General features: G+C 45.0%; 20 protein-coding genes and 1 other annotated feature. Of the genes, 1 reads left to right on the top strand and 19 read right to left on the bottom strand.

Annotated elements, in window-relative coordinates; all coding sequences use genetic code 11:
* Positions 1-231: 231 nt before the first annotated feature.
* The 3 genes from QMA01_RS06760 to QMA01_RS06770 all read right to left on the bottom strand — a co-directional run bounded on the left by QMA01_RS06760 (position 232) and on the right by QMA01_RS06770 (position 3,140).
* Positions 232-1,212, bottom strand: a complete 981-nt coding sequence (locus QMA01_RS06760; protein ID WP_290214584.1) for a nuclease-related domain-containing protein — start codon at positions 1,210-1,212, stop codon at positions 232-234.
* A gap of 277 nt (positions 1,213-1,489) precedes the next feature.
* Complete coding sequence (locus tag QMA01_RS06765; RefSeq protein WP_290214585.1) at positions 1,490-2,578, bottom strand: M42 family metallopeptidase; 1,089 nt, start codon at positions 2,576-2,578, stop codon at positions 1,490-1,492.
* A 76-nt stretch (positions 2,579-2,654) separates the two neighbouring features.
* Positions 2,655-3,140 (bottom strand): dUTP diphosphatase, encoded by a 486-nt coding sequence (locus QMA01_RS06770; RefSeq protein WP_191716020.1) that lies wholly within the window; start codon positions 3,138-3,140, stop codon positions 2,655-2,657.
* A gap of 97 nt (positions 3,141-3,237) precedes the next feature.
* Here QMA01_RS06770 and QMA01_RS06775 point away from each other — a divergent pair, with 97 nt between their 5' ends.
* Complete coding sequence (locus QMA01_RS06775) at positions 3,238-3,624, top strand: sigma-w pathway protein ysdB (protein WP_191716021.1); 387 nt, start codon at positions 3,238-3,240, stop codon at positions 3,622-3,624.
* Between the two features lie 3 nt (positions 3,625-3,627).
* Here the strand turns inward: QMA01_RS06775 and QMA01_RS06780 are convergent, their stop codons facing one another.
* From QMA01_RS06780 to QMA01_RS06855, 16 genes are all read right to left on the bottom strand, one after another.
* Positions 3,628-3,912: a DUF1294 domain-containing protein gene (locus QMA01_RS06780; RefSeq protein ID WP_290214586.1), complete on the bottom strand. Its 285-nt coding sequence runs from the start codon at positions 3,910-3,912 to the stop codon at positions 3,628-3,630.
* A gap of 619 nt (positions 3,913-4,531) precedes the next feature.
* On the bottom strand, positions 4,532-4,891 hold the full coding sequence (gene rplT, locus QMA01_RS06785) for a 50S ribosomal protein L20 (protein WP_146557605.1): 360 nt from the start codon (positions 4,889-4,891) through the stop codon (positions 4,532-4,534).
* Between the two features lie 166 nt (positions 4,892-5,057).
* A complete protein-coding gene (gene rpmI / locus QMA01_RS06790) occupies positions 5,058-5,258 on the bottom strand; it encodes a 50S ribosomal protein L35 (protein ID WP_191716023.1) in 201 nt (66 codons plus the stop codon).
* A gap of 27 nt (positions 5,259-5,285) precedes the next feature.
* Positions 5,286-5,792: a translation initiation factor IF-3 gene (gene infC / locus QMA01_RS06795; RefSeq protein ID WP_191716076.1), complete on the bottom strand. Its 507-nt coding sequence runs from the start codon at positions 5,790-5,792 to the stop codon at positions 5,286-5,288.
* A gap of 83 nt (positions 5,793-5,875) precedes the next feature.
* Positions 5,876-6,016 (bottom strand) — a sequence feature (ribosomal protein L20 leader region).
* 57 nt (positions 6,017-6,073) lie between these two features.
* Positions 6,074-8,002 (bottom strand): threonine--tRNA ligase, encoded by a 1,929-nt coding sequence (gene thrS / locus QMA01_RS06800; RefSeq protein WP_191716024.1) that lies wholly within the window; start codon positions 8,000-8,002, stop codon positions 6,074-6,076.
* Positions 8,003-8,485: 483 nt separating this feature from the next.
* Positions 8,486-9,421 carry a primosomal protein DnaI gene (dnaI, locus tag QMA01_RS06805; protein ID WP_191716025.1) on the bottom strand — a complete coding sequence of 312 codons (936 nt, stop codon included), beginning with the start codon at positions 9,419-9,421 and terminating at the stop codon, positions 8,486-8,488.
* Positions 9,422-10,804, bottom strand: coding sequence for a replication initiation and membrane attachment family protein (locus tag QMA01_RS06810; RefSeq protein ID WP_191716026.1), 1,383 nt, complete (start codon positions 10,802-10,804; stop codon positions 9,422-9,424).
* An 11-nt stretch (positions 10,805-10,815) separates the two neighbouring features.
* Positions 10,816-11,292: a transcriptional regulator NrdR gene (nrdR, locus tag QMA01_RS06815; protein ID WP_191716027.1), complete on the bottom strand. Its 477-nt coding sequence runs from the start codon at positions 11,290-11,292 to the stop codon at positions 10,816-10,818.
* A gap of 113 nt (positions 11,293-11,405) precedes the next feature.
* A complete protein-coding gene (gene speD, locus QMA01_RS06820; RefSeq protein ID WP_191716028.1) occupies positions 11,406-11,789 on the bottom strand; it encodes an adenosylmethionine decarboxylase in 384 nt (127 codons plus the stop codon).
* A gap of 316 nt (positions 11,790-12,105) precedes the next feature.
* Entirely contained in the window at positions 12,106-13,125 is a 1,020-nt protein-coding gene (locus QMA01_RS06825; RefSeq protein ID WP_191716029.1) for a glyceraldehyde-3-phosphate dehydrogenase, read from the bottom strand.
* 101 nt (positions 13,126-13,226) lie between these two features.
* A complete protein-coding gene (coaE, locus tag QMA01_RS06830; RefSeq protein ID WP_191716077.1) occupies positions 13,227-13,832 on the bottom strand; it encodes a dephospho-CoA kinase in 606 nt (201 codons plus the stop codon).
* Positions 13,833-13,841: 9 nt separating this feature from the next.
* Positions 13,842-14,711: a bifunctional DNA-formamidopyrimidine glycosylase/DNA-(apurinic or apyrimidinic site) lyase gene (gene mutM, locus QMA01_RS06835; protein WP_290214587.1), complete on the bottom strand. Its 870-nt coding sequence runs from the start codon at positions 14,709-14,711 to the stop codon at positions 13,842-13,844.
* Between the two features lie 15 nt (positions 14,712-14,726).
* Complete coding sequence (gene polA, locus QMA01_RS06840; protein ID WP_290214588.1) at positions 14,727-17,363, bottom strand: DNA polymerase I; 2,637 nt, start codon at positions 17,361-17,363, stop codon at positions 14,727-14,729.
* Positions 17,364-17,429: 66 nt separating this feature from the next.
* Positions 17,430-18,401 carry a protease modulator HflC gene (gene hflC / locus QMA01_RS06845; protein ID WP_191716032.1) on the bottom strand — a complete coding sequence of 324 codons (972 nt, stop codon included), beginning with the start codon at positions 18,399-18,401 and terminating at the stop codon, positions 17,430-17,432.
* Positions 18,401-19,369: an FtsH protease activity modulator HflK gene (gene hflK / locus QMA01_RS06850; RefSeq protein ID WP_203339727.1), complete on the bottom strand. Its 969-nt coding sequence runs from the start codon at positions 19,367-19,369 to the stop codon at positions 18,401-18,403. The genes hflC and hflK overlap by 1 nt, the downstream gene beginning before the upstream one ends.
* 169 nt (positions 19,370-19,538) lie before the next feature.
* Positions 19,539-20,756: a carboxylate--amine ligase gene (locus QMA01_RS06855; protein ID WP_290214589.1), complete on the bottom strand. Its 1,218-nt coding sequence runs from the start codon at positions 20,754-20,756 to the stop codon at positions 19,539-19,541.
* Positions 20,757-20,760: the final 4 nt, after the last annotated feature.

A 20,760-nucleotide genomic window follows, 5' to 3' on the forward strand; every position in this document is an offset into this window, starting at 1 on the left:
GTTTCACCTTCCTGGAGATATCTTCGGTTTTTATAACACAATGTAAACTAAACATAACATATTTCCAGTATCCGTTTATGCTTCATTTCTATTTAAAGGGTTGTTTGCGGAAACGCGATAGTTGTTTGCAGAATACGTATGTTTATTTGCGGAATAACCATTTTGTTTGCAGAATACCCAACGTTGTTTGCGGAATTCGGCAGCTTGTTTGCAGAACGCAAAAAAAGCTCTTCACCAAGGGCGAAAAGCTACTGTTTCTTCTTTAATTTGATAACTGCGGTTCCGCAAAGCGCCAATGGGTTCAAGATCGAATGCTGCCAGCAAACGTGAAGCCAGATAAGGCGAGTCAATATTGCAGAATTGCCGAAGCTGCCGGTTGCTCAGCTGCGGATGGACCAACGAGAAATATTCTTGCACAGCACATTCCAACGCAAGCGGATCCACCAGCTGACATCTCTCACATACCCACCCTGATTTGTGTTTGCGTACCATACTATGTTTTTTACAAGCTGCACAGAGAATGCCTGTTTGCAATTCATTGGGATCGATAAAGTATTGCTGGCACAATGGATACCGATTGTAAGGAGTTTGAAATTTTTGAAGGGGTTTATCAATCTTCTGTAGATTTTGAGGTGTGGCTTGTTGAGGGAATGTATCGAGTATGGTGAACAAATAATCAATGAGTTGATAATTTTTGCAGACATAGCGCATTTTCGGCTTTGTCATGAACTCACAATACTTTGAAGTGAAAACCACTATGCCGTCGATTGGCAAATTGATTTTGTGCTGTTTGAAGAATAGTGAAAGAAAACGGATATGCTTATTTAATTGGACTGTCGGATCTTCCATAACAGTTCGGATGCCTTCCAAGTCGATTCGTGAAAATTCGCCTGTCTTATCATCGAAAAACAATTGGCCGCTGATGTTTTTGGACTCAATGATGATGGCCCCCCGTTCGGTCAGCAATAATCCATCCATCTGAATTCTCCACTCGCCTTTTGATAAGCAAACATTCCGCAGAAAATGATGATTTTCTGCAAGTCTAAATTCTTTCAATTTTTGTTCCAGCCGTTTTTCTCCTCTTTTTCCTGCAGCTGTTCTAAACAATTCGACTTGCAAAAATTGGCGTTTCGGATGATTTTCCGGCAAACGATATAACAGCCTTTCCAGCGACTCTGTTTCCGACAGTAAACCCATTTCTTTTTTGCTCATTAAGCACCTCCCCATAGAATAGTTGAAGTATAGCATTAAGCGACGTTTCTTTCTTTCGTAGGTTTTTGTTGAACTTATCAAGATTCCGCATTTCCAAATGAAAAAACACTTGTAATGAATGCTTTTCGCAGGCGAAAAGCGAAAGATCAAACGATTGTTTGCGGAATAACCATTTTATTTGCAGAATACCCAACGTTGTTTGCGGAATTCGGCAGCTTGTTTGCAGAATCAACAAAAATTAAAAAACCCCTTCGTCAAAGCGAAGAGGTCACCTAGTTTATTCAAATGTAATGCGCGCCACTGTGTCTTTATCGAGCTTTTTGATCACTTCAATAATCAGTTTCACGGCATTTTCGTAATCGTCGCGATGCAGGATGCCTGCGTGCGAGTGGATATAGCGTGTCGCTACGCCGATCGCCAAGGCAGGAACTCCGTTTGCCGTCAAATGGATAGATCCGGCATCTGTTCCGCCGCCGGCAATCGTTTCGAACTGATACGGAATGCCTGCTTCTTCAGCCGTGTCTACGACCAGTTCACGCAAGCCGCGATGGGAAACCATCGAAGCATCGAACAGCAACAATTGCGGGCCATCGCCCATCTTGCTGTTGGATTCTTTGCTGGTAATACCCGGCGTATCGCCGGCAATACCGACGTCCACAGCAAATCCGATATCCGGCTGTATTTGGGCAGTCGCTGTTTTAGCGCCGCGCAAGCCGATTTCTTCCTGCACCGTGCCCACTCCGTAAACGACGTTCGGGTGGTCGACGCCTTTCAGTCCTTTTAGAACATCAATAGCGATTGCACAACCAATGCGGTTGTCCCAAGCTTTTGCCATCAGCAATTTTTCATTGTTCATTACCGTGAACTCGAAATATGGAGTGATCATGTCGCCGGGAGTCACGCCCCACTTTTTCACTTCTTCACGCGAAGACGCTCCGATATCGATGAACATGTCTTTGATTTCGACAGGTTTTTTGCGCGCTTCCGGAGACAGGATATGCGGTGGTTTGGAACCGATCACCCCTGTAATTTCCTTGTCGCTGCGCGTGGTAATTGTCACACGCTGAGCCAGCATCACTTGTGACCACCAGCCGCCTACCGGTTGGAACTTCAAGAAGCCTTTTTCGTCGATTTGCGTAACCATAAATCCGACCTCGTCCAAATGGCCAGCTACCATGATCTTAGGTCCGTCAGCCAGTCCTTCTTTTCGTGCAATCAAACTTCCCAAGCCATCTGTTTCTATGGAATCGGCAAATGGTGCTATGTATTTTTTCATGACTTCACGCGATTGGCGCTCATTTCCAGGAATGCCGTTCGCATCCGTCAATTCTTTTAACATCAATTGTGTTTCATCTAGAGTAGACATTATTTCGACCTCCTAAATAATCCGTTGCTTTTCCATTATAATGCAATCCTGTTCAATTATCAAAACATTCATTCTTTCAATAGCCGTTATGCTGGCGGTCGTAATTGGTTTTATTCTTTTGGATATAGGCTTCGAGCACTTCCTCATAGCTAAATTCCAACGCTAGCGCCAATCCGCCATAGCAGCTCCAAATCTCCATGAAATTGGACATTGAATAATTCTCCAGAAACTCTTGAATGGCTTTTTGAGTCAGCAAAAACAGCTCCGTCAAATCCGTTTCCGCTACGGGCTCGGGCCACTTCTTTAAGGTATTCAAATCCTTCTCAATACCGAGTGATAGCAAGAAATGAATCGAGTCAACGTATTCCTCTAAAATGACCGACCGCTCAGAAGGTCCTTTGGTACTCCAAAATTTGAAGCAGCGCGTTTCATTCGCCAGTTCAGCTAACTCCACTAATAAAGCCAAACCTTTCTTTCTGAAAACGTCTTCGTTGATTTCCTGATTCGATTGGATAAATCGGTCCAATTCTTCCTGCATTTTGAATAGTTCATGCAAATTCATAAAAATCTCCCCTTTTAATAGAATAAATCTTGAAACCAAACTACTTTTGATTCGTATATAAGACAGATAGGACTATGTAACTTAGGAGGTAATTCAGATGGCTTTTCTCATACGCCTCATTGTACTGGCATTGATTATCTACTTATTCTATCGATTGATCCGTTTTATTGTAGATCCGAAAAGAAAATTAGACTCTGCCCTTGAATCAGGTACGTATTATTTCCTTGATGATGTAAAAAATGTACAAAAGAACTTTTTCATCGCTTTTCGTGGTGTGTTGTTCGAAGGCGAAAAATATCTTGGTACTACTGAAAATGCATTCGAAGTGGTTTCCATATTTGTGTGGGTAGAAAATCCCGACAAATTGCAGGGCTTCACGAAAGAAGATTTTCATTTCCTCGAAAAAGAGATCTTAATGAATTATCCCGAAGCCCGCATCAATTGGAAAAATCCGATTGAACAGTTAATGAAGCAAAACCAATGAGCATTATGCCCAGCCATTAAAAAATTTCAGGTAGCACCAGATTAAAATGGCAGCATCCAGCATGGCAAGCATCAAAAAACCGACACGGAAATTGGTGTGTTTGGTTTTGTGGCGAAATGCCATCATGCCAAGATAAGCGCCGATGCCTCCGCCAAAAATGGCAACAGTCCACAGGTTCTTTTCAGGAATCCGTTGTCCGCGCCGTTGAGCCTGGTGTTTGTCGACCTTCATCATAATGAAAGCCATGATGGTCAAAATCGCGAAATACGCAGCAATAATCAAGAACATAAGGTTTTCCTCCATAAGAAAAGACTGACGAAAATTCGTCAGTCTTTTTTATTGTTCGCTAAACGCCTGAGCATTGCAGCTTTCTAGTTGTGTGATGTCTATGGACCGCTTGGTCAGGCGCTTACGCTTTTATTACTCTAGCTTCAATGACCTGCTCCTCGGGACATAAGCCGCCCTTCCTGTGCGGCAAAAAGCGCCGCTTTGGAAGTTCAACTTATGCCTGTCGGAGCATAACGGTCATTTCAGCATTTATTACTATCCAGCTTCAGCGCCTAGCCCCTCGGGGTCTTAAGTCAGCCCATCTATGCGGCAAAGTACGCCGCTTCGATGGTCCGCCTTAAGCCTGTCGGGCCTGGACAGGCGCTTACGCTTTTATACTATCCAGCTTCAATGACCTGCTCCTCGGGTCATAAGCTGCCCTTCCTGTGCGGCAAAAAGCGCCGCTTCGGAAGTTCATCTTATGCCTGTCGGAGCATAACGGTCATTTCAGCATTTATTACTATCCAGCTTCAGCGCCTAGTCCCTCGGGGTCTTAAGTCAGCCCATCTATGCGGCAAAGAACGCCGCTTCGATGGTCCGCCTTAAGCCTGTCGGGCCTAAACAGGCGCTTACGCTTTTATTACTTAGCTACTGCTTGCTTCGCTTGATCAACCAATGCTGTGAATGCAGCTGCATCAGATACAGCGATTTCAGCTAGCATTTTGCGGTTGATGTCGATGCCTGCAACTTTCAATCCGTGCATAAGACGGCTGTATGAAATGTCGTTCATGCGAGCTGCTGCGTTGATACGTGTAATCCATAGTTTACGGAAATCACGTTTTTTGTTGCGACGGTCACGGTAAGCATAGTTACCTGACTTCATTACCTGTTGGTTTGCTACTTTGAAAAGGATGTGCTTTGCACCATAATAACCTTTTGCTAATTTAATGACCTTTTTACGACGCTGGCGCGTCACTGTTCCACCTTTTACGCGTGGCATATCACATTACCTCCTGCTGAATATATAAAATTCGATTTTTTGTTGCTTGTCTAGACTTCAGCACCCAGTTCTCGGAATCATAAGCTAAAGCAGCTGTGCGGCAATAAGCACCGCTTCGCCTCTTCGTCTTATGCCCATCGAATCTATACGGGCGCTTACGCTTTTCTTATTTCATGTTATAGATTAATGATTTGATGCGTTTCAAGTCGCCTGAAGAAACTAATTTCCCTTTGCGAAGTTTACGCTTTTGCTTAGTTGATTTGTTTGCAAATAAGTGGCTAGTGTGTGAGCTGTTGCGTCTTACTTTACCAGTACCCGTTTTTTTGAAACGTTTAGACGCACCTCTATGGCTTTTCATTTTCGGCATTTCGAATTCCTCCTAAACAATGATCTCTTATTCTTTTTCGTTGACTGGTGCAAGCATCAAGAACATGCTGCGACCATCCATTTTAGGGCGCTGTTCAACCGTTGCAACTTCTTTGCACGCTTCTGCGAAACGTTCAAGAACACGTTGTCCGATTTCTTTGTGCGTAATTGCACGGCCTTTAAAACGAATAGAAGCTTTCACTTTGTCGCCTTTTTCAAGGAACTTGATCGCGTTGCGAAGTTTCGTGTTGAAATCGTGATCGTCAATTGAAGGGCTTAAGCGAACTTCTTTGACGACTATCACTTTCTGATTTTTACGGATTTCACGATCTTTCTTTTGCTGCTCGAACTTGAATTTACCATGGTCCATGATACGAGCAACCGGCGGCTTAGCTTGAGGAGCCACAAGAACAAGATCCAAGTTGACACGAGCTGCAATTTCAAGTGCTTCGTTACGTGTTTTGATGCCAAGTTGTTCACCGTTTTGATCAATAACTCGCAACTCACGTGCACGAATACCGTCATTTACATTAATGTCTTTGCTAATAGTAATCCACCTCCGGATAGTGTCGCGAATAGCTTAAATGTGTGAACCGGCCGAACCGGTTTACAGGGTTCCGATCAAAACAAAAGCGGGTGAACCACAGAGGTCCACCCGCAAATATGACAACACGCTTCTTTCTGCGTGTAAAAGTCAATCGTGTATACCTGCCAACAATCGGTCGATCAGGTGAGAAGCGGGTGCTCCTGCTTGCACATATAAGTATTCTATAACCTTAACTATAATATCACGTGCCTTTGGACCTGTCAACCCTTCTAGCGAAGTTCGCTTTGAACCAGTTTCACGAAGTCTTCAAATGGCATGCTTTCAGATTTCTGCTCCCCGTATTTGCGGACGTTGACAGAACCGGCTTCCAATTCCTTGTCTCCGATGACCAGCATATAAGGAACTTTCTGCATTTGCGCTTCGCGGATCTTATAGCCCAGCTTTTCATCGCGCTCATCAATGTCCACACGGATCTTGTGATTCTGCAGTTTTTCTTGCAGTTCTTTTGTATAAGCACTGTGTGCATCAAGCGATACTGGAATCAATTCCACCTGGACTGGTGCTAGCCAAGTCGGGAATGCCCCTTTGTATTCTTCAATCAGGAATGCCACAAAACGCTCCATAGTCGAAACGACTCCACGGTGGATTACGACCGGACGGTGCTGTTTGCCATCTTCGCCGATATACGACAAGTCAAAGCGTTCCGGCAGAAGGAAATCAAGCTGGACAGTCGACAATGTTTCTTCTTTGCCAAGCGCCGTTTTCACTTGAACATCCACTTTCGGTCCGTAGAATGCCGCTTCGCCTTCTACTTCGATATAATCGATTTCCAGTTCGTCCATTGCTTCTTTCAGCATGGCTTGTGCGCGGTTCCACATAGCATCATCGTCAAAGTATTTTTCTTTGTCAGCCGGATCGCGGTAGGACAAACGGAATGAATAATCCTTGATGTCGAAATCTTTATAGACTTCCACCACCAAATTAACAACACGCTTGAATTCTTCTTTGATCTGGTCTGGACGGACGAAGATGTGGGCATCGTTCAATGTCATGCCGCGGACACGCTGCAATCCAGACAAAGCACCTGACATTTCGTAGCGGTGCATCAAGCCAAGTTCCGCAATACGGACCGGCATTTGGCGGTATGAATGAATGCCTTGTTTGAAAATCATCATATGATGCGGGCAGTTCATTGGACGCAGCACCAATTCCTCGTTATCCATTTTCATGACCGGGAACATATCATCCTGGTAATGATCCCAGTGGCCGCTCGTTTTATACAGCTCCACGCTTCCCATTACCGGAGTATAAACGTGGTCATAGCCCAGACGTTCTTCTTTGTCGACAATATATCGTTCGATGATGCGGCGGATTGTCGCCCCTTTAGGAAGCCACATCGGCAAGCCTTGCCCAACTTTCTGGGAATTCATGAACAAATCCAGTTCTTTCCCTATTTTGCGATGGTCACGTTCTTTCGCTTCCTCCAGCATAGCCAAATGCGCTTTCAGGTCTTCTTTCTTGAAGAATGCAGTTCCGTAGATGCGCTGAAGCATTTTGTTGTCGCTGTTCCCTCTCCAATAAGCTCCGGCAACACTCAATAATTTGAACTCTTTCAGTTTTCCTGTCGAAGGCACGTGAATGCCTCGGCACAAGTCAAAAAAGTCGCCTTGTTCGTAGATGGATACTTGATCGCCTTCTGGAATTGCTTCAAGCAGCTCCAATTTGTAAGGATCTTCAATTGCCGCAAAACGTTCTTGAGCTTCTGCACGAGTTACGTCCTGGCGGATGATTTCGAAGTTCTCGTTGATCAGTTGCTTCATTTCTTTTTCAATCAATGGCAAGTCTTCTGAAGTGATGGCTGTCTCTGTATCGATATCGTAATAAAAACCGTTTTCGATGACCGGACCTACACCGAGTTTTGCATCCGGATACATCCGTTTGATTGCTTGTGCCAATAAGTGAGCAGTACTGTGACGCAAAATTTCCAATGCCTCATCCGATTCTGGTGTGATGATGGCGATGTCTCCATCTTCCTTCAACGGTGCACGCAAATCGACTAGTTTGTCGCCTACTTTGCCGGCCAACGCTTTTTTGCGTAATCCCGGACTGATTGATTGTGCAATTTCCTCAGTAGTTGTGCCCTGTTCAAACTCTTTTACTGCTCCATCAGGGAATTTCAGTTGAATCATGTCTGCCATGCCAATCTCTCCTTTTATATGTTCTGCCGGAAATGCCTTGCCACAGGGTCTGGCTTGGTATTCCCGCTTTTCTTTGTCCAGCTTCAGCGGCTAAAGCCGCTTCGGCAGCTCACCTTAAGCCTTATGGCTCTACACAGCCGCTTCCGCCTTTCTTTTTTTCCACGCAAAAAAGCTCCATCCCAAAAGGGACGAAGCTTTAGTTCGTGGTTCCACCCTTCTTCTATTCGATACGGACAGATCCGTTCGAATGAAGCTCTGCATCGGCTAACGGGCCGGTACCGTCAGCTGCTACTGATAAAAACGTTCACAGCTGCTGCTCGAAGGTGGTAAATGGGATTGCCGGTACTTAAGAAGCTTACAGCCTGGGCTTCTCTCTCTGAAAGTAGTACAATTCCACTATTGTCCTTGTCTGCGCATGTAAAATCTTTGCTTGATTGTCTTTACTATAAACCGAAATGGGCTAAAACGCAATACTTCCAGCGGTTAATTCCGGCGATTAAGACCTTCCAGCTTCACTGGCTTGGTCAAGGCACGAATCCGCTCCATGACGCGTGCAGCTTTCAAATCTTCTTTTTCTCCGCGCTGTGAGTAAGTCAGATGATGTTCCAACTCCGAATAACTAAAGTTCGATGACATGAAAGTCGGGAGTTTTTCAGCCATCCGGTAATGGAGAATCGTTCCGAGCACTTCATCGCGCGTCCAGCTCGACATCGCTTCTGCTCCGATATCATCGAGCATCAGGACATCGGCCTTTTTGACGTAGTCGACTTTCTCCTGCAAGGTCTGGTCACCGATTGCTTGTTTCATTTCCCGCATGAATTCAGGGACGAACACCAATACCGTTTTGACATTCAGTTCGGCCAGTTCGTTGGCGGCTGCGCTCAATAAATACGATTTGCCGATGCCGAATTGACCGTACAAATACAAGCCTTTTTCAGGCAGGCTGCCAGGCCCAGTCACCTGATCCAGAAATTCCCCGACAGCCATCAACGCTTCCATCCGGCTTTCGTCTGCATCAAATTTATCCAATGTCGCCTGCATGACTTCTTTCGGCATGTACATGCTGTGAATCAGTGAAGAGGCATGGCGTTTGTTGTCTGCGGCTTCTTTCAAACGGCATTTGGTGTAAGAGATGCCGATGGTGCCGCGCTCCAATACCAGATTCGGTTCGAAACCTTTCAAATGGTTGATGCATGCATCTACACTTGGGCATTTATTGCAGTCATGGGACTGATCAATATATTCATATAACTTCCCAAGCCCTCTATCAATGGTGGAATCATCTATTTCGTCTGCATGGTCTTCCCGGAATTTTTGGACCCCGGGATGGGCCAGCACTTCTTTGCGCATGTCGTTGTATCGCTCAGAGAAAGCAGGCGCATTGACTACACGTTTCAATGTTTCACGAATCGGTTCCATTTAACCACCTTTTCCTTTCTTCAGCGCAAGTTTCGCAAGAAGTTTTTGTTTTTCCACTTCCAGGCTATCGTTTTTCGGTCCGGTCTTGACGACACGTGCCTGATCCTTATTATGGAACCATTCCGGCAGCTTTTCTTCACGCAGCGGTTTTCGGTTTCCGTTGCCTGTAAACGGCTTGGCAACTGTCGTAGGCGAGCCTTCTGATTTCCACTTCATATACTGCATATGCTCGACGCGAGCCAGTTCCATCGCTTCTTTTGCCGTAGTAACATTTTTGCGCAGCCAATGCGAAGCGATTTTTTCCACGTACGCCTTTGTCAGTTTCATATCAGTACGCAAGAGTACATACTGGAGCAGCACATTGACGACAGCCGGCTTCATGCCATGGGTTACCACCAACTGATTGGCCAGCTGGACATCTGCCGGCAGCGGTTCGTTGCCATCAGCGATGTCGCGGAGCACTTGAATCGGTGGCGCCGTTTCCAAATAGGCCAGCAATTCGTCCTGTTTGGTTTTCGGAACTTCCTCTCCTTCTGTTTCCGGCAGTTTCGGAGTTTCCTTCTGCATTTGGACGAGCTGAGGAGCAGTAGTGGAAACTGTCAATTTATAGTACTCGGATGCTGCTCGTTTCAGCCCCTCCACCGTCAAACGGTAATCGTCTTCAATCGCCAGCAAAACCACTTTTTGCATTTCCAATGGCCCCCATCCATACAGATAAGCCAGTTTGGAAATGAACTCTCTGATGACAGCGGTCAAAACTCGCCGAGGCACCAGCTGTTCTGACAGTCCTTGGCGAAGCAAAGTAAAATCAAACTCGAAATCAGATTCGTATCCACCTTTTTTCCGTTCCTGCAAATCCTGCTGTGCCGGAGGATATCCTGCTTTCGCATGGACAGGCTGGAAAATATCCGTGAACGTCCGCGACACTTCGTCAAAATCCGAAGGGATTTCATTGTGCACAAGAAAACGATCGCGTACACGGCGATAAGACGTTTCACCGATTTTGCTGAATAGGAACATCGACAACAAAGGATCCATAAAAAAGGTTTTCGGGTCTAACGGCGGACATAACTCATAGATAAAGCAGCGGTCATCCGTGTTTTTCCGATAAGTCTTCAGCAAACCGATCGCTTCCAATTGAATTCTTGCTTCAAAAATTTTCGCGATGGGGTTTCCCAATGTATTCATCAGCGTGTAATGCGTTGCCTCTTCCTTAGCGCCTTCTGCTTCCGCCCACAGCGTCAAATACAACGCGATGGCTTCCGCTCCAATCATCGGCTGATACAGCATCGTCAACAATTGCCGGTCATAATTTGAGAACGGGTACGGCAAGCGGATCCGATACGGATCAGCAGCTTGTAATTCTTTATAATACGCAGTCATAAGTCACCGCCTTATTCGCTTTTCTTATCTTCCGGACTTTTATTGAGCAAATCCTTCAGTTCGTCGATAAAGACTGTAATGTCTTTGAATTGGCGGTAAACAGAGGCGAAGCGCACATATGCCACTTCATCGATTGTTGCCAGCCGGTTCATGACCAATTCACCGACTTCTTCGGATTTCACTTCCGGGTTGCCTGCTCGGCGCAGGTCTTTCTCGATCGTAAAGACGACTTCTTCCAATACTTCCAAAGATACCGGCCGTTTTTCGCAAGCACGAATTAAGCCCCGCAATACTTTTTCACGGCTGAACTCTTCACGTGACCCATCTTTTTTGACGACAATCAGCGGCATTTCTTCGACTTTTTCGAAAGTGGTAAAGCGGTAACCGCATGACTCACATTCTCTGCGCCTTCTGATTGACTTCATTTCATCGATTGGCCGTGAATCGACAACACGTGTGCCGTTATGTTGGCAAGCTGGACATTTCATTTCGACATCTCCCTAACTTCTCTATCTAGTGTATCTAGTATAACAAAAATTCATTGGGAAAATAGAAAAAGCAGAGGATTTTGTCCCCTGCTTAGTGTTTTTTGTTTAATGGATTATACAGTTACTGAAACTTTGGATTTCTCAACACTGACCGGACCCATACCGCGCGGAATTTCGACAAGCTCACTTGAGGTTGACCCTAGCGCTTCTGCGATATATTTCGCTGCAATAGTTGGATCTAAATCGCCGCAAGTATAAACATCTACACTTGCATAGCCGTGTTCCGGGAAGCTGTGGATGGTTAAGTGAGATTCAGAGATGATCACAACTCCGCTGACACCTTGTGGCGCGAATTTATGAAAAGCTACCTCTCTTACTTCAGCTCCAGATTTGAGTGCAGCATCAACAAAAGTTTGTTCGATAAAATCCATATCGTTTAATTTGTCAAAATCACACTGCCAAAGTTCTGCAATTACGTGACGTCCCATTGTTTCCATGGTTCGTTTTCCCCCTTTGATATCATTTTGTTTTTTGCGCAAAATATTCAAAGTTGACTACCACGGGGGAAAGTTAGTCCAAAGAGGTCCTAACCCTTTAAGCAGTCATGTGAATAAAAATCTTACGCTCCTAATTCCGAGGTACATGATGGAAATTCAGAAGTGGTAGTCGTTTTTCAACTACGATTCATAGTATAAAACGGATTTATCGCAATTGCAATAATAATATCTTTTGGATATTGAAAAACTTTCATTAAATTTTCCATAAAAAAACCCCGTTTCTCCAGACGTTCTGGAAGAAACGGGATGTAAGACCTTATTTAGATACCAGTACCATAGCCTGAGCAACTTTTTTGGTCAAATCGATGACACGTGCTGAATAGCCCCATTCGTTATCATACCATGCCAGAACTTTCACTTTCCGGTCACCAATGACCATTGTCGACAAACCGTCTATAATCGCTGAACTAGGATTGCTGTTGAAGTCGACAGAAACCAACGGCTCCATCGTTAAGCTTAAAATTCCAGCTAAACCATTTTCAGATGCTTCGACAAAAGCCTGATTGACTTCTTCGATGGTCACTCCTGTCTCCAGGTCAACTACCAAATCCACAAGAGATACATTCGGTGTCGGTACACGCAATGCCATACCATGAAGTTTGCCCTGTAATTCAGGCAATACTAATGATAACGCTTTCGCAGCACCTGTAGAAGTTGGAATGATGGATTGTGCACATGCCCGTGCCCGGCGAAGATCTTTATGCGGGTTATCTAAGTTCTGCTGGTCATTTGTGTAAGAGTGGATTGTCGTCATCAAACCGTTTTCGATGCCAAATTTGTCATGGAGCACTTTGACAACAGGTGCAAGACAGTTTGTTGTGCAGCTTGCATTGGAGATGATGTCATGTTGGTCGATATCCAACTTTTCATCGTTGACGCCCATAACGATCGTGATATCCTCTTTTTTGCCAGGTGCCGTCAAAATGACTTTCTTAGCTCCTGCTTCTAAATGCTGAGCCGCTTTCTCGCGTGAATTGAATTTGCCTGTCGCTTCAATGACAATATCAATGCCCATTTCTTTCCATGGCAGATTCAAAGGATTGCGTTCGCTTACCAATTGAACACGTTTCCCGTTAACAATTAATGCATCCTCTTCTGAAGATACGTCACCTGCGAAGGTGCCGTGATTTGTGTCATACTTAATCAAATGCGCCAGGGTTTCAGCTGGATGAGTGGCGTTGACTGCCGTAATTGTGACATCGTCCATCATTATCGCCTGTCTGAAAACCATACGGCCAATACGGCCAAATCCGTTAATTGCAATAGAAACTGTCATGTGGGAGTCCTCCGTTTATAATTAAGTTATACTGATGTTTTTAATTTCTTATATAGTATAACACAATTAACCATTTAGAGAACCTTAAAAACCACATATCTCTATTCTTTTTCTGGACTCGCTTTCCAGTTATCCAAAATTCTGTTCAATTGCCATTTTGTTTCATCCAATGTTCCATTATTGTATATAACCGCATCCGCACCATCTTCTTTCACCGACATCGGCAATTGTGAACTGATGCGAGCCCGTGCCTCTTTTTCCGTAAAGCCGTTTCGCTCCACCAACCGGTTGAATTGATTTTCTTCTGTTACGCTGACGACCAGAATTTTATCCACCAGATGCTGAAGGCGGCTTTCAAACAACAAGGGAATGTCCATAACGATGGTCTTATATCCTTCTGTCATGTAATCATGGCGCTGCTGAAGCATTTCCTGGCGGATGGCCGGGTGGATTATGTCATTCAGGATTTTCCTCTTGGCGGGATCGTTGAAAATGATTTCCCCCACTTTTGGCCGGTCCATCGTTCCATCTTCCCGAATTACCTCCGGACCGAATGCCTGTTCAATTTGTTCGAGTGTATCGGAACCTGGTTCTACAACCTGACGCGCAACAAGGTCCGCATCAATAATCGGATATCCAGAGTTTTTCAGCATTTCCGATACCGTGCTTTTTCCACTGGCAATACTGCCTGTCAATCCAATGATCATCATCCATCCTCATTTCTGGCAAGCGGGACAGTAAACCGATGCCCGCCCGCCTATTTTCAAGGTTTTTGTCATCGTTCCACATACCATGCATTGTTTTTTTCCATACATGCCAAAACGGTTTTGCATGCTGCCCGATACGCCGTTGATGTTGCGGTAATCCGAAATGGTACTGCCTCCTGCTTCAATGCTTTCCAGTAAAACGGCCACAATGGCTTCGAATAGTTCCACTTTGCGTTTTTTGCTGATCCGGCTGGCAGCCCGTTTCGGGTGAATTTTCATTTTAAAAAGCGCTTCAGTAGCATAAATGTTGCCGCAGCCAGAAATGACCTGGCCATCCATGATCACTTCTTTGATGGCCTTGTTCCGGTATTTTGGGCTTTCCGCCATCAAAAGGAAATGATCGAGGGCGACTGCTTCAAAAGGCTCTGGTGCCATCAGCAGCAAGGGCGGAAAATCCGCCTCTTCCTGCAATACCCTCATTTCCCCGAAGCGGCGGATATCAGAAAACGCCAGTAAATTGCCATCGCTTAATGTTAGGACCACATGGACATGCCGCCGGAATTTGTCTTCAGGAATGGACTGCAGCTGGTCGACATAAAACCAGGCTCCCGACATCCCCAAATGATTGACCAATAAAAATTCGTTTTCATTTCGCAATGTAAAATAAATGTATTTGCTGCGCCGTTCGACACGGATGATTTGTGCACCGACCAGGCTATCGATAAACCGGTCAGCTTCCATCCGTTTAATGATCGCTTCTTTGCCGTTCGTTTTCGACACACGGATGGTGTCTGAAACTTCTACTGCTTCAATCTTTTTTCCAATAGAGACGGGGCGGATCTGCCGAACGACACCTTCCACTTCCGGAAGTTCAGGCATATCGTTGCCCTCCTGTCATTTAGTGTCGTACCAAGTGTCGCCTTGTGCAATGTCGACTTTTAATGGAACGCTCAGCTTCACTGCATTTTCCATTATTTCAGGCACCAATTTCATGAGTTTGTCCACTTCTTCCGGCGGTGCTTCAAAAATCAATTCATCATGCACTTGCAGCAACATGCGCGTTTGCATATCTTCACGCTCTAATGCGGCATCCATATCGATCATAGCTTTTTTGATGATGTCTGCTGCACTGCCTTGAATCGGTGTATTCATTGCCGTCCGCTCAGCAAAACTGCGCAAATTGAAATTCGAGCTGGTAATGTCCGGCAAGTAACGCCGGCGGTTCATCAAAGTCGTCACAAACCCATCCCGCTTGGCATCTGCAACAATAGTAGTCATATACGTCTTAACGCCAGGGAAGCTTTCGAAATAACGCTCGATAAATGCTGCCGCTTCTTTCCGGGTGATGTTCAGGTTCTGTGACAGGCCATAATCGCTGATGCCGTAGACAATTCCGAAGTTGACGGCTTTTGCCGCTCTTCGCATATCGCCGGTAACTTGTTCTTCAGGCACGTGGAAAACATCGCTTGCTGTCGTCGTATGGATATCGCGATCGTCTTTAAATGCCTGAACCAATCGCTCATCTTCCGACATATCCGCCAATACTCGTAATTCAATCTGCGAATAATCGGCGGCCACCATCACCCAGCCCGGTTCGGATGGAACAAAGGCTTTGCGGATCTTGCGTCCTTCTTCCAGGCGCACAGGAATGTTCTGCAGATTCGGATTGGTGGAACTGAGGCGTCCCGTTGTCGTCAGTGCTTGCTGGAAGCGTGTATGGACTTTGCCGTCTTTATGGATTTCTTTCAATAAACCTTCTATATAAGTAGACAACAACTTGCCTAATTGGCGGTACAACAAGATATGGGAAATAATTTCATGCTGGCCTTCCAGTTTCTCCAGGACGTCCGCTGCTGTTGAATAGCCTGTCTTCGTTTTCTTCAACGCCGGCAATCCCAAATGCTCAAACAGGACTACACCCAGTTGCTTCGGTGAATTGATATTGAATTCCTGTCCAGCCAGACTGTAAATGTCCGACTCGATTTTCTCCAGTTTATGGGACAATTCCTTGCCCATTTCGGATAATTGGTTGCGGTCGACCATGACGCCCAATGATTCCATTTGGCCAAGAACAGTCGCTAGCGGCAATTCCAGTTTGTCATACAAATCAAATTGCTCGTTTTCTTCCAGCTTGTCTACGACCAACGGACGCACTTTCCAAATGGTCCGTGCTTTTCTGGCGATATGCTCGTGTAGAATTGAATCTTCCGGCACTTTCTTCTTAGCGCCTTTTCCGTAAATCTGCTCATTGGTGGAAACATCTGTATAGCCATACTCTTGCACAATGCTCGCCATATCCGTGTAAGTGAGCGAAGGATTGACGATGTAAGCGCCCAGCATCAAATCGAAATCGACGCCTTTCAGCTCAATGCCACAGCGCAAAAATGCTGCGGTTGCGGCTTTCGAATCCGCCATGAATTTTTTCTTCGATGGATCTTTGAACCAATCACGGAATTCCTTCGACTGCTCCACAACCTCCATGGGAATCACATACGTTTCCGTGTCAGTCGCCAGAGAGACCCCAAGCAAATCACAGCTATGGTAATGCTCATCATACAATTCCAGGTGAACCGCCATTTCATCCTTCAGAATAGCCGGATCCACAGTCGACAGCACTTCGAATGTCAATTCTTCTTTGACGGTTTCTTCAGCTGTATAATCCATTTTCTCCAATAAGGATTTAAACGCCAGTTCATTCCAAACTTTCACCAATTCATCCTGGTCCGGTCCTGCATAGCTTAATTCCTCGATGCTGATGTCAATCGGTGCATTGCGTTCGATGGTAGCCAGTTGTTTGCTGATATAGGCAAGATCTTCATTGGCAACCAACTTTTCCTTCATTTTTCCTTTTTGCTGTTCAATGGCTTCATAGACGCCTTCAACCGATCCATGGGCTGCCAACAATTTCAACGCCGTTTTTTCACCGACACCCGGCACACCCGGAATATTATCTGAAGAGTCGCCCATCAGCCCTTTCATGTCGATGATTTGAAGAGGTGTCAGTCCATACTTTTCTTTAATATGTTCTACTGTATATTTCTCAATATCGGTGATGCCTTTTCGGGTGATGTAAACGGTTGTCGACGGCGAAGCCAATTGCGTCAAATCTTTATCTCCTGAAATGACCACTACTTCGTCGCCTTCCCGCTCCGCTTCCAAGCTCAAGGTACCGATAATATCATCCGCTTCGTAATTCTCCAATTCATAGCGTTTGATCCGGTACGCATCGATCAATTTTTTTAAATAAGGAAATTGTTCCGATAACTCAGGCGGCGTCTTTTGCCGTCCGCCTTTGTATTCGCTGAACGTCTTATGCCGGAAAGTCGTTTTCCCCGCGTCAAAAGCTACGATCATATGTGTCGGCTTTTCTTCCTCCAATACTCGTTGAAGCATCATGGTAAATCCGTATACTGCATTCGTATGGATGCCATTTTCATTGGTCAACAGCGGCAAGGCGAAAAACGCACGATACGCCAAGCTGTTCCCATCTAATAAAAGTATTTTCTTTGCCACAAAATTACCCCTTTCCATAAAAAAAGCCGTCATTCCCTTTATTTTACCACGCGGGCAAATAGAAGAGAAATGACGGCCTTGGCCTTATTCGAAATTACCGGATAGAATATCCGCATATGGAGAATCCGACGGCAGAATAATCACTGTGTCATCACCAATTGTTTTCTTATAGGATTCCAATGAACGGTACAGTTCATAGAATTCGGGATCTTTTGAGAATGATTGGTTATAGATTTTCGCAGCTTCCGACTCACCTTCAGCCTGGATCAATGCCGCTTCCTTACGTGCCGTCGCAATTACTTCCTGCGCTTCCCGATCAGCTTGTGCTTCGATTTCACGTTTTTTCGCATCGCCTTGTGACAAATAGTCCTGAGCGGTGGAATCACGTTCTGAAATCATCCGCGTGTACACGGACTGCTCATTTTCTTCAGGCAGATCCGTACGCTTGATGCGGACATCCATCACTCGGATGCCGTATTGATCTTTTTCCAGCAGCTCATTGACTTTAGCAGTGACATTATCGTTCAGGCTACCTCGGGACGAATTTTCATCATTGATGATTTCATCGTAATTCAATTGCCCAAGTTCTGTCCGTACCACTGAATAAATGAATTCTTCCATCCGGCTTTCTGCATTGACGATCGTCCCGGCATTTGAAATAAGATCAAGCGGATTCACTACGTGCCAAACTGCATAATTATCAATAATGATGCGTTTTTTGTCTTTGGTGTTGATTTCCGCTTCGGACACGTCATAAGTCATTTGGTAGTTCGGCAAAGTCGTAACACTTTGGATAAAAGGGATTTTCATTTTGATGCCAGGCTCTTCCTGGATTTTTACAACTTCCCCAAACTGGCGGACAACCCGGTATTCACTTTCCTTCACCACATAAACGTTCGTCAAAACGATAAGCAGCACAGCGAAAGCGATTGTCAGACCGGCTATCAACTTCCAGTATTTTTTGAAATCAATGGGATCTTTCGGTTCTTTTTTCTTTTTCGGTTTTGCATAAGGGTTGTATTTTTTCACTTCATCTAAGGGTTTATTCGGTTCCATTAATTGCCGCCCCCTTCTTCTTCCGTTTCAGCCACGGGCGGAACTGCTGTCTGCAGCCCATCCAGCGGCAAGTACTTCATGGTCCCGCCATCGTCGTTCATAATGTACAGTTTCGCATTTGGCAGAACGGATTCCAGCGTTTCCATGACAATCCGCTGTTTCGTCACTTCGGGATTGTTGTCATATTCCAGATACAGCTTATCGAATAAAGCCACATCCCCTGTTGCCTGTTGGACACGAGCAACTTTTTCACCTTCTGCACGTGAATTGATGGCGGCTTTTTCACCCAACGCTTCGTTGCGTTTTTGGTTTTCATACTTCTTCGCTTCATTGATTTTCGTATTCATCGTTTCTCGGGCATCCGTTACATTTGTAAATGCCGCGCGCACTTCTTCGTTCGGCAGCTCAACGTCCTGCAGTTTGACTGCCAGAACCGTGATGCCGATATCGTATTTCTCAATCAATGAGGCGAGCAAATCGCGGGTTTCGGCTTCAATTTCGGCCTTTCCGGATGTCAGGGCATCATCGATCAATGAACTGCCGATGATGGAGCGGATGGAAGCAGAGGTTGCATCGTGCAAAATGTCCTGTGGCGCTTCCGCATTAAACAAGTATTTTTTAGGGTCCGTGATTTTCCACTGGACTACCAAGTCAGTTAAGACGATGTTTTCGTCTCCTGTAATCATCTTGGTTTCCTTATCGAAAGCCACAATCTCCCCTTCAGCGTTCTGGTTATAGCCGAATTGCAGGCTATACGTTTCTTTGGAGAGGATTTCCGCTTTTTGAATTGGCCAAGGCAATTTGAAATGCAGTCCGGCCTCTGTATTGGTTTCATTTGCTACACCAAATGTAACAATGACTGCCTGTTCGGATTCATCTACTGTATACCAGGAAGTAAAGACTGCAATAAGCAGAAGTATTCCCACAATAGACAAACCGATCACCGACAACAACTTTTTCGTCGACATGATAAGTCCCCCTTTTTCTTGTTATCTGTAATACGGAATAATTGTAAAATAGTTTCATAAAAATAGAAAAAGAGCCCGGGGAAGGACTCTTTTTCCAATTATGCGGTTGAAGGGGGTTCTATTAAACCTTACCATCCGACTGTGAAGCTGGTGTTAAGTTACTGTAAAATTACCATTGATTGTTTTTGTACTTTTTATAGTAATTCACTTGCCGTGCCAGCAAATAGAGCTTGCGCTTTAAATGCTTGTCTTTTTTGTAGAACAAAGGATTGCCGTACTGGCCTTTCTTAATCAGGCGCTTGATGTCTTTGAGAACTGCTTTGTTATCTACGAAATTGCGCAGGACAGCTTTCGGCACAACCGTAAACAGGAAATCCTCGTTCAGATATGTCACCGGCTTGTCCGCCCGATAAATCAGGTCATCGACAAAATACTCAGCCATATTATGGCCAAGAGCGGTCACATAATAGCTTGAACGGCCCTGTCGAATGTTTACTTCGAACACTTTGAATTTTTTGTCACGTGCATCGTATTTCAAATCGAAATTCGCAAAACCGGTATAACCGACAGCTTCCAGGAAATTCTGCAGCTTGACCATCATTTCTTTATCGAAACGTGTAATCAATGCGGTATAATTCCCGATGGCCGTAACAGTATGCTCCTGCAAAACTACTTGAGCAAATGTCACCAACTGCGTCTTACCTTTTGAATTCGCATAAATAACCGAATCCCACATGAAAGTGTCGTCTCCCGGGATATAATCCTGGATGATCAATTCGTCGCTATAACCGCTTGCTTTGATTTGCTGGATGACGTTGTGCATCTCTTTCGGGCTATCGACTTTATAGACTTTCTGCTGCCCTTCAAACTTGTTTCGGCTGTATTCGATCCCGTTGCTCGGCTTGATGATGATTGGGTACATCATTTCTTCCTCGAACGGTTCAGCTGATTTGCAGTCATAGAAAAATGTCGTTGGCGTTTCGATGCCATGCACTTTACACAATTCATAGAAATTCGCTTTGACCTGCAGCTGGTTCATCAAATCTTCCGTAATATAATTGAAGACATAGTGCTCGCGCAAAATTCTTGCGTTTTCGATAATCAACCGAACATACAGGTCATTGGTTCCGATCAGCAAAAGCGTTTTTCCAGGTGCTCGGTACTTTTCGGCAATATCAATTAAGATATCGGCAAACTGGGAATCTTCCGCCAATCCAGAACGCAATTCGATCGTTTCGGTAATTGTGCTCAATGAAGTAAATGATAACGGTTCTTTACCGACTAAAATCGGCTTGATGCCATATGCTTCGTGAAAAGAAATGGCCATATTATAGGCATTCATGTCTGTGCCGATGATGATTGGCAAAAATGGGTGTTTGGTTTCCATACTT

The organism is Planococcus notacanthi, assembly GCF_030407825.1.
In the GTDB taxonomy this organism is placed as follows: Bacteria; Bacillota; Bacilli; order Bacillales_A; family Planococcaceae; genus Planococcus; species Planococcus notacanthi.

Coding starts and splice junctions, on each gene's coding strand:
- QMA01_RS06760 (WP_290214584.1), bottom strand. CDS start 1,212: ATGAGCAAAAAAGAAATGGGTTTACTGTCGGAAACAGAGTCGCTGGAA.
- QMA01_RS06765 (WP_290214585.1), bottom strand. CDS start 2,578: ATGTCTACTCTAGATGAAACACAATTGATGTTAAAAGAATTGACGGAT.
- QMA01_RS06770 (WP_191716020.1), bottom strand. CDS start 3,140: ATGAATTTGCATGAACTATTCAAAATGCAGGAAGAATTGGACCGATTT.
- QMA01_RS06775 (WP_191716021.1), top strand. CDS start 3,238: ATGGCTTTTCTCATACGCCTCATTGTACTGGCATTGATTATCTACTTA.
- QMA01_RS06780 (WP_290214586.1), bottom strand. CDS start 3,912: ATGTTCTTGATTATTGCTGCGTATTTCGCGATTTTGACCATCATGGCT.
- rplT (WP_146557605.1), bottom strand. CDS start 4,891: ATGCCACGCGTAAAAGGTGGAACAGTGACGCGCCAGCGTCGTAAAAAG.
- rpmI (WP_191716023.1), bottom strand. CDS start 5,258: ATGCCGAAAATGAAAAGCCATAGAGGTGCGTCTAAACGTTTCAAAAAA.
- thrS (WP_191716024.1), bottom strand. CDS start 8,002: ATGGCAGACATGATTCAACTGAAATTCCCTGATGGAGCAGTAAAAGAG.
- dnaI (WP_191716025.1), bottom strand. CDS start 9,421: ATGGAACCGATTCGTGAAACATTGAAACGTGTAGTCAATGCGCCTGCT.
- QMA01_RS06810 (WP_191716026.1), bottom strand. CDS start 10,804: ATGACTGCGTATTATAAAGAATTACAAGCTGCTGATCCGTATCGGATC.
- nrdR (WP_191716027.1), bottom strand. CDS start 11,292: ATGAAATGTCCAGCTTGCCAACATAACGGCACACGTGTTGTCGATTCA.
- speD (WP_191716028.1), bottom strand. CDS start 11,789: ATGGAAACAATGGGACGTCACGTAATTGCAGAACTTTGGCAGTGTGAT.
- QMA01_RS06825 (WP_191716029.1), bottom strand. CDS start 13,125: ATGACAGTTTCTATTGCAATTAACGGATTTGGCCGTATTGGCCGTATG.
- coaE (WP_191716077.1), bottom strand. CDS start 13,832: ATGATCATTGGATTGACAGGCAGTATTGCCAGTGGAAAAAGCACGGTA.
- mutM (WP_290214587.1), bottom strand. CDS start 14,711: ATGCCTGAACTTCCGGAAGTGGAAGGTGTCGTTCGGCAGATCCGCCCC.
- polA (WP_290214588.1), bottom strand. CDS start 17,363: ATGGAAAGGGGTAATTTTGTGGCAAAGAAAATACTTTTATTAGATGGG.
- hflC (WP_191716032.1), bottom strand. CDS start 18,401: ATGGAACCGAATAAACCCTTAGATGAAGTGAAAAAATACAACCCTTAT.
- hflK (WP_203339727.1), bottom strand. CDS start 19,369: ATGTCGACGAAAAAGTTGTTGTCGGTGATCGGTTTGTCTATTGTGGGA.
- QMA01_RS06855 (WP_290214589.1), bottom strand. CDS start 20,756: ATGGAAACCAAACACCCATTTTTGCCAATCATCATCGGCACAGACATG.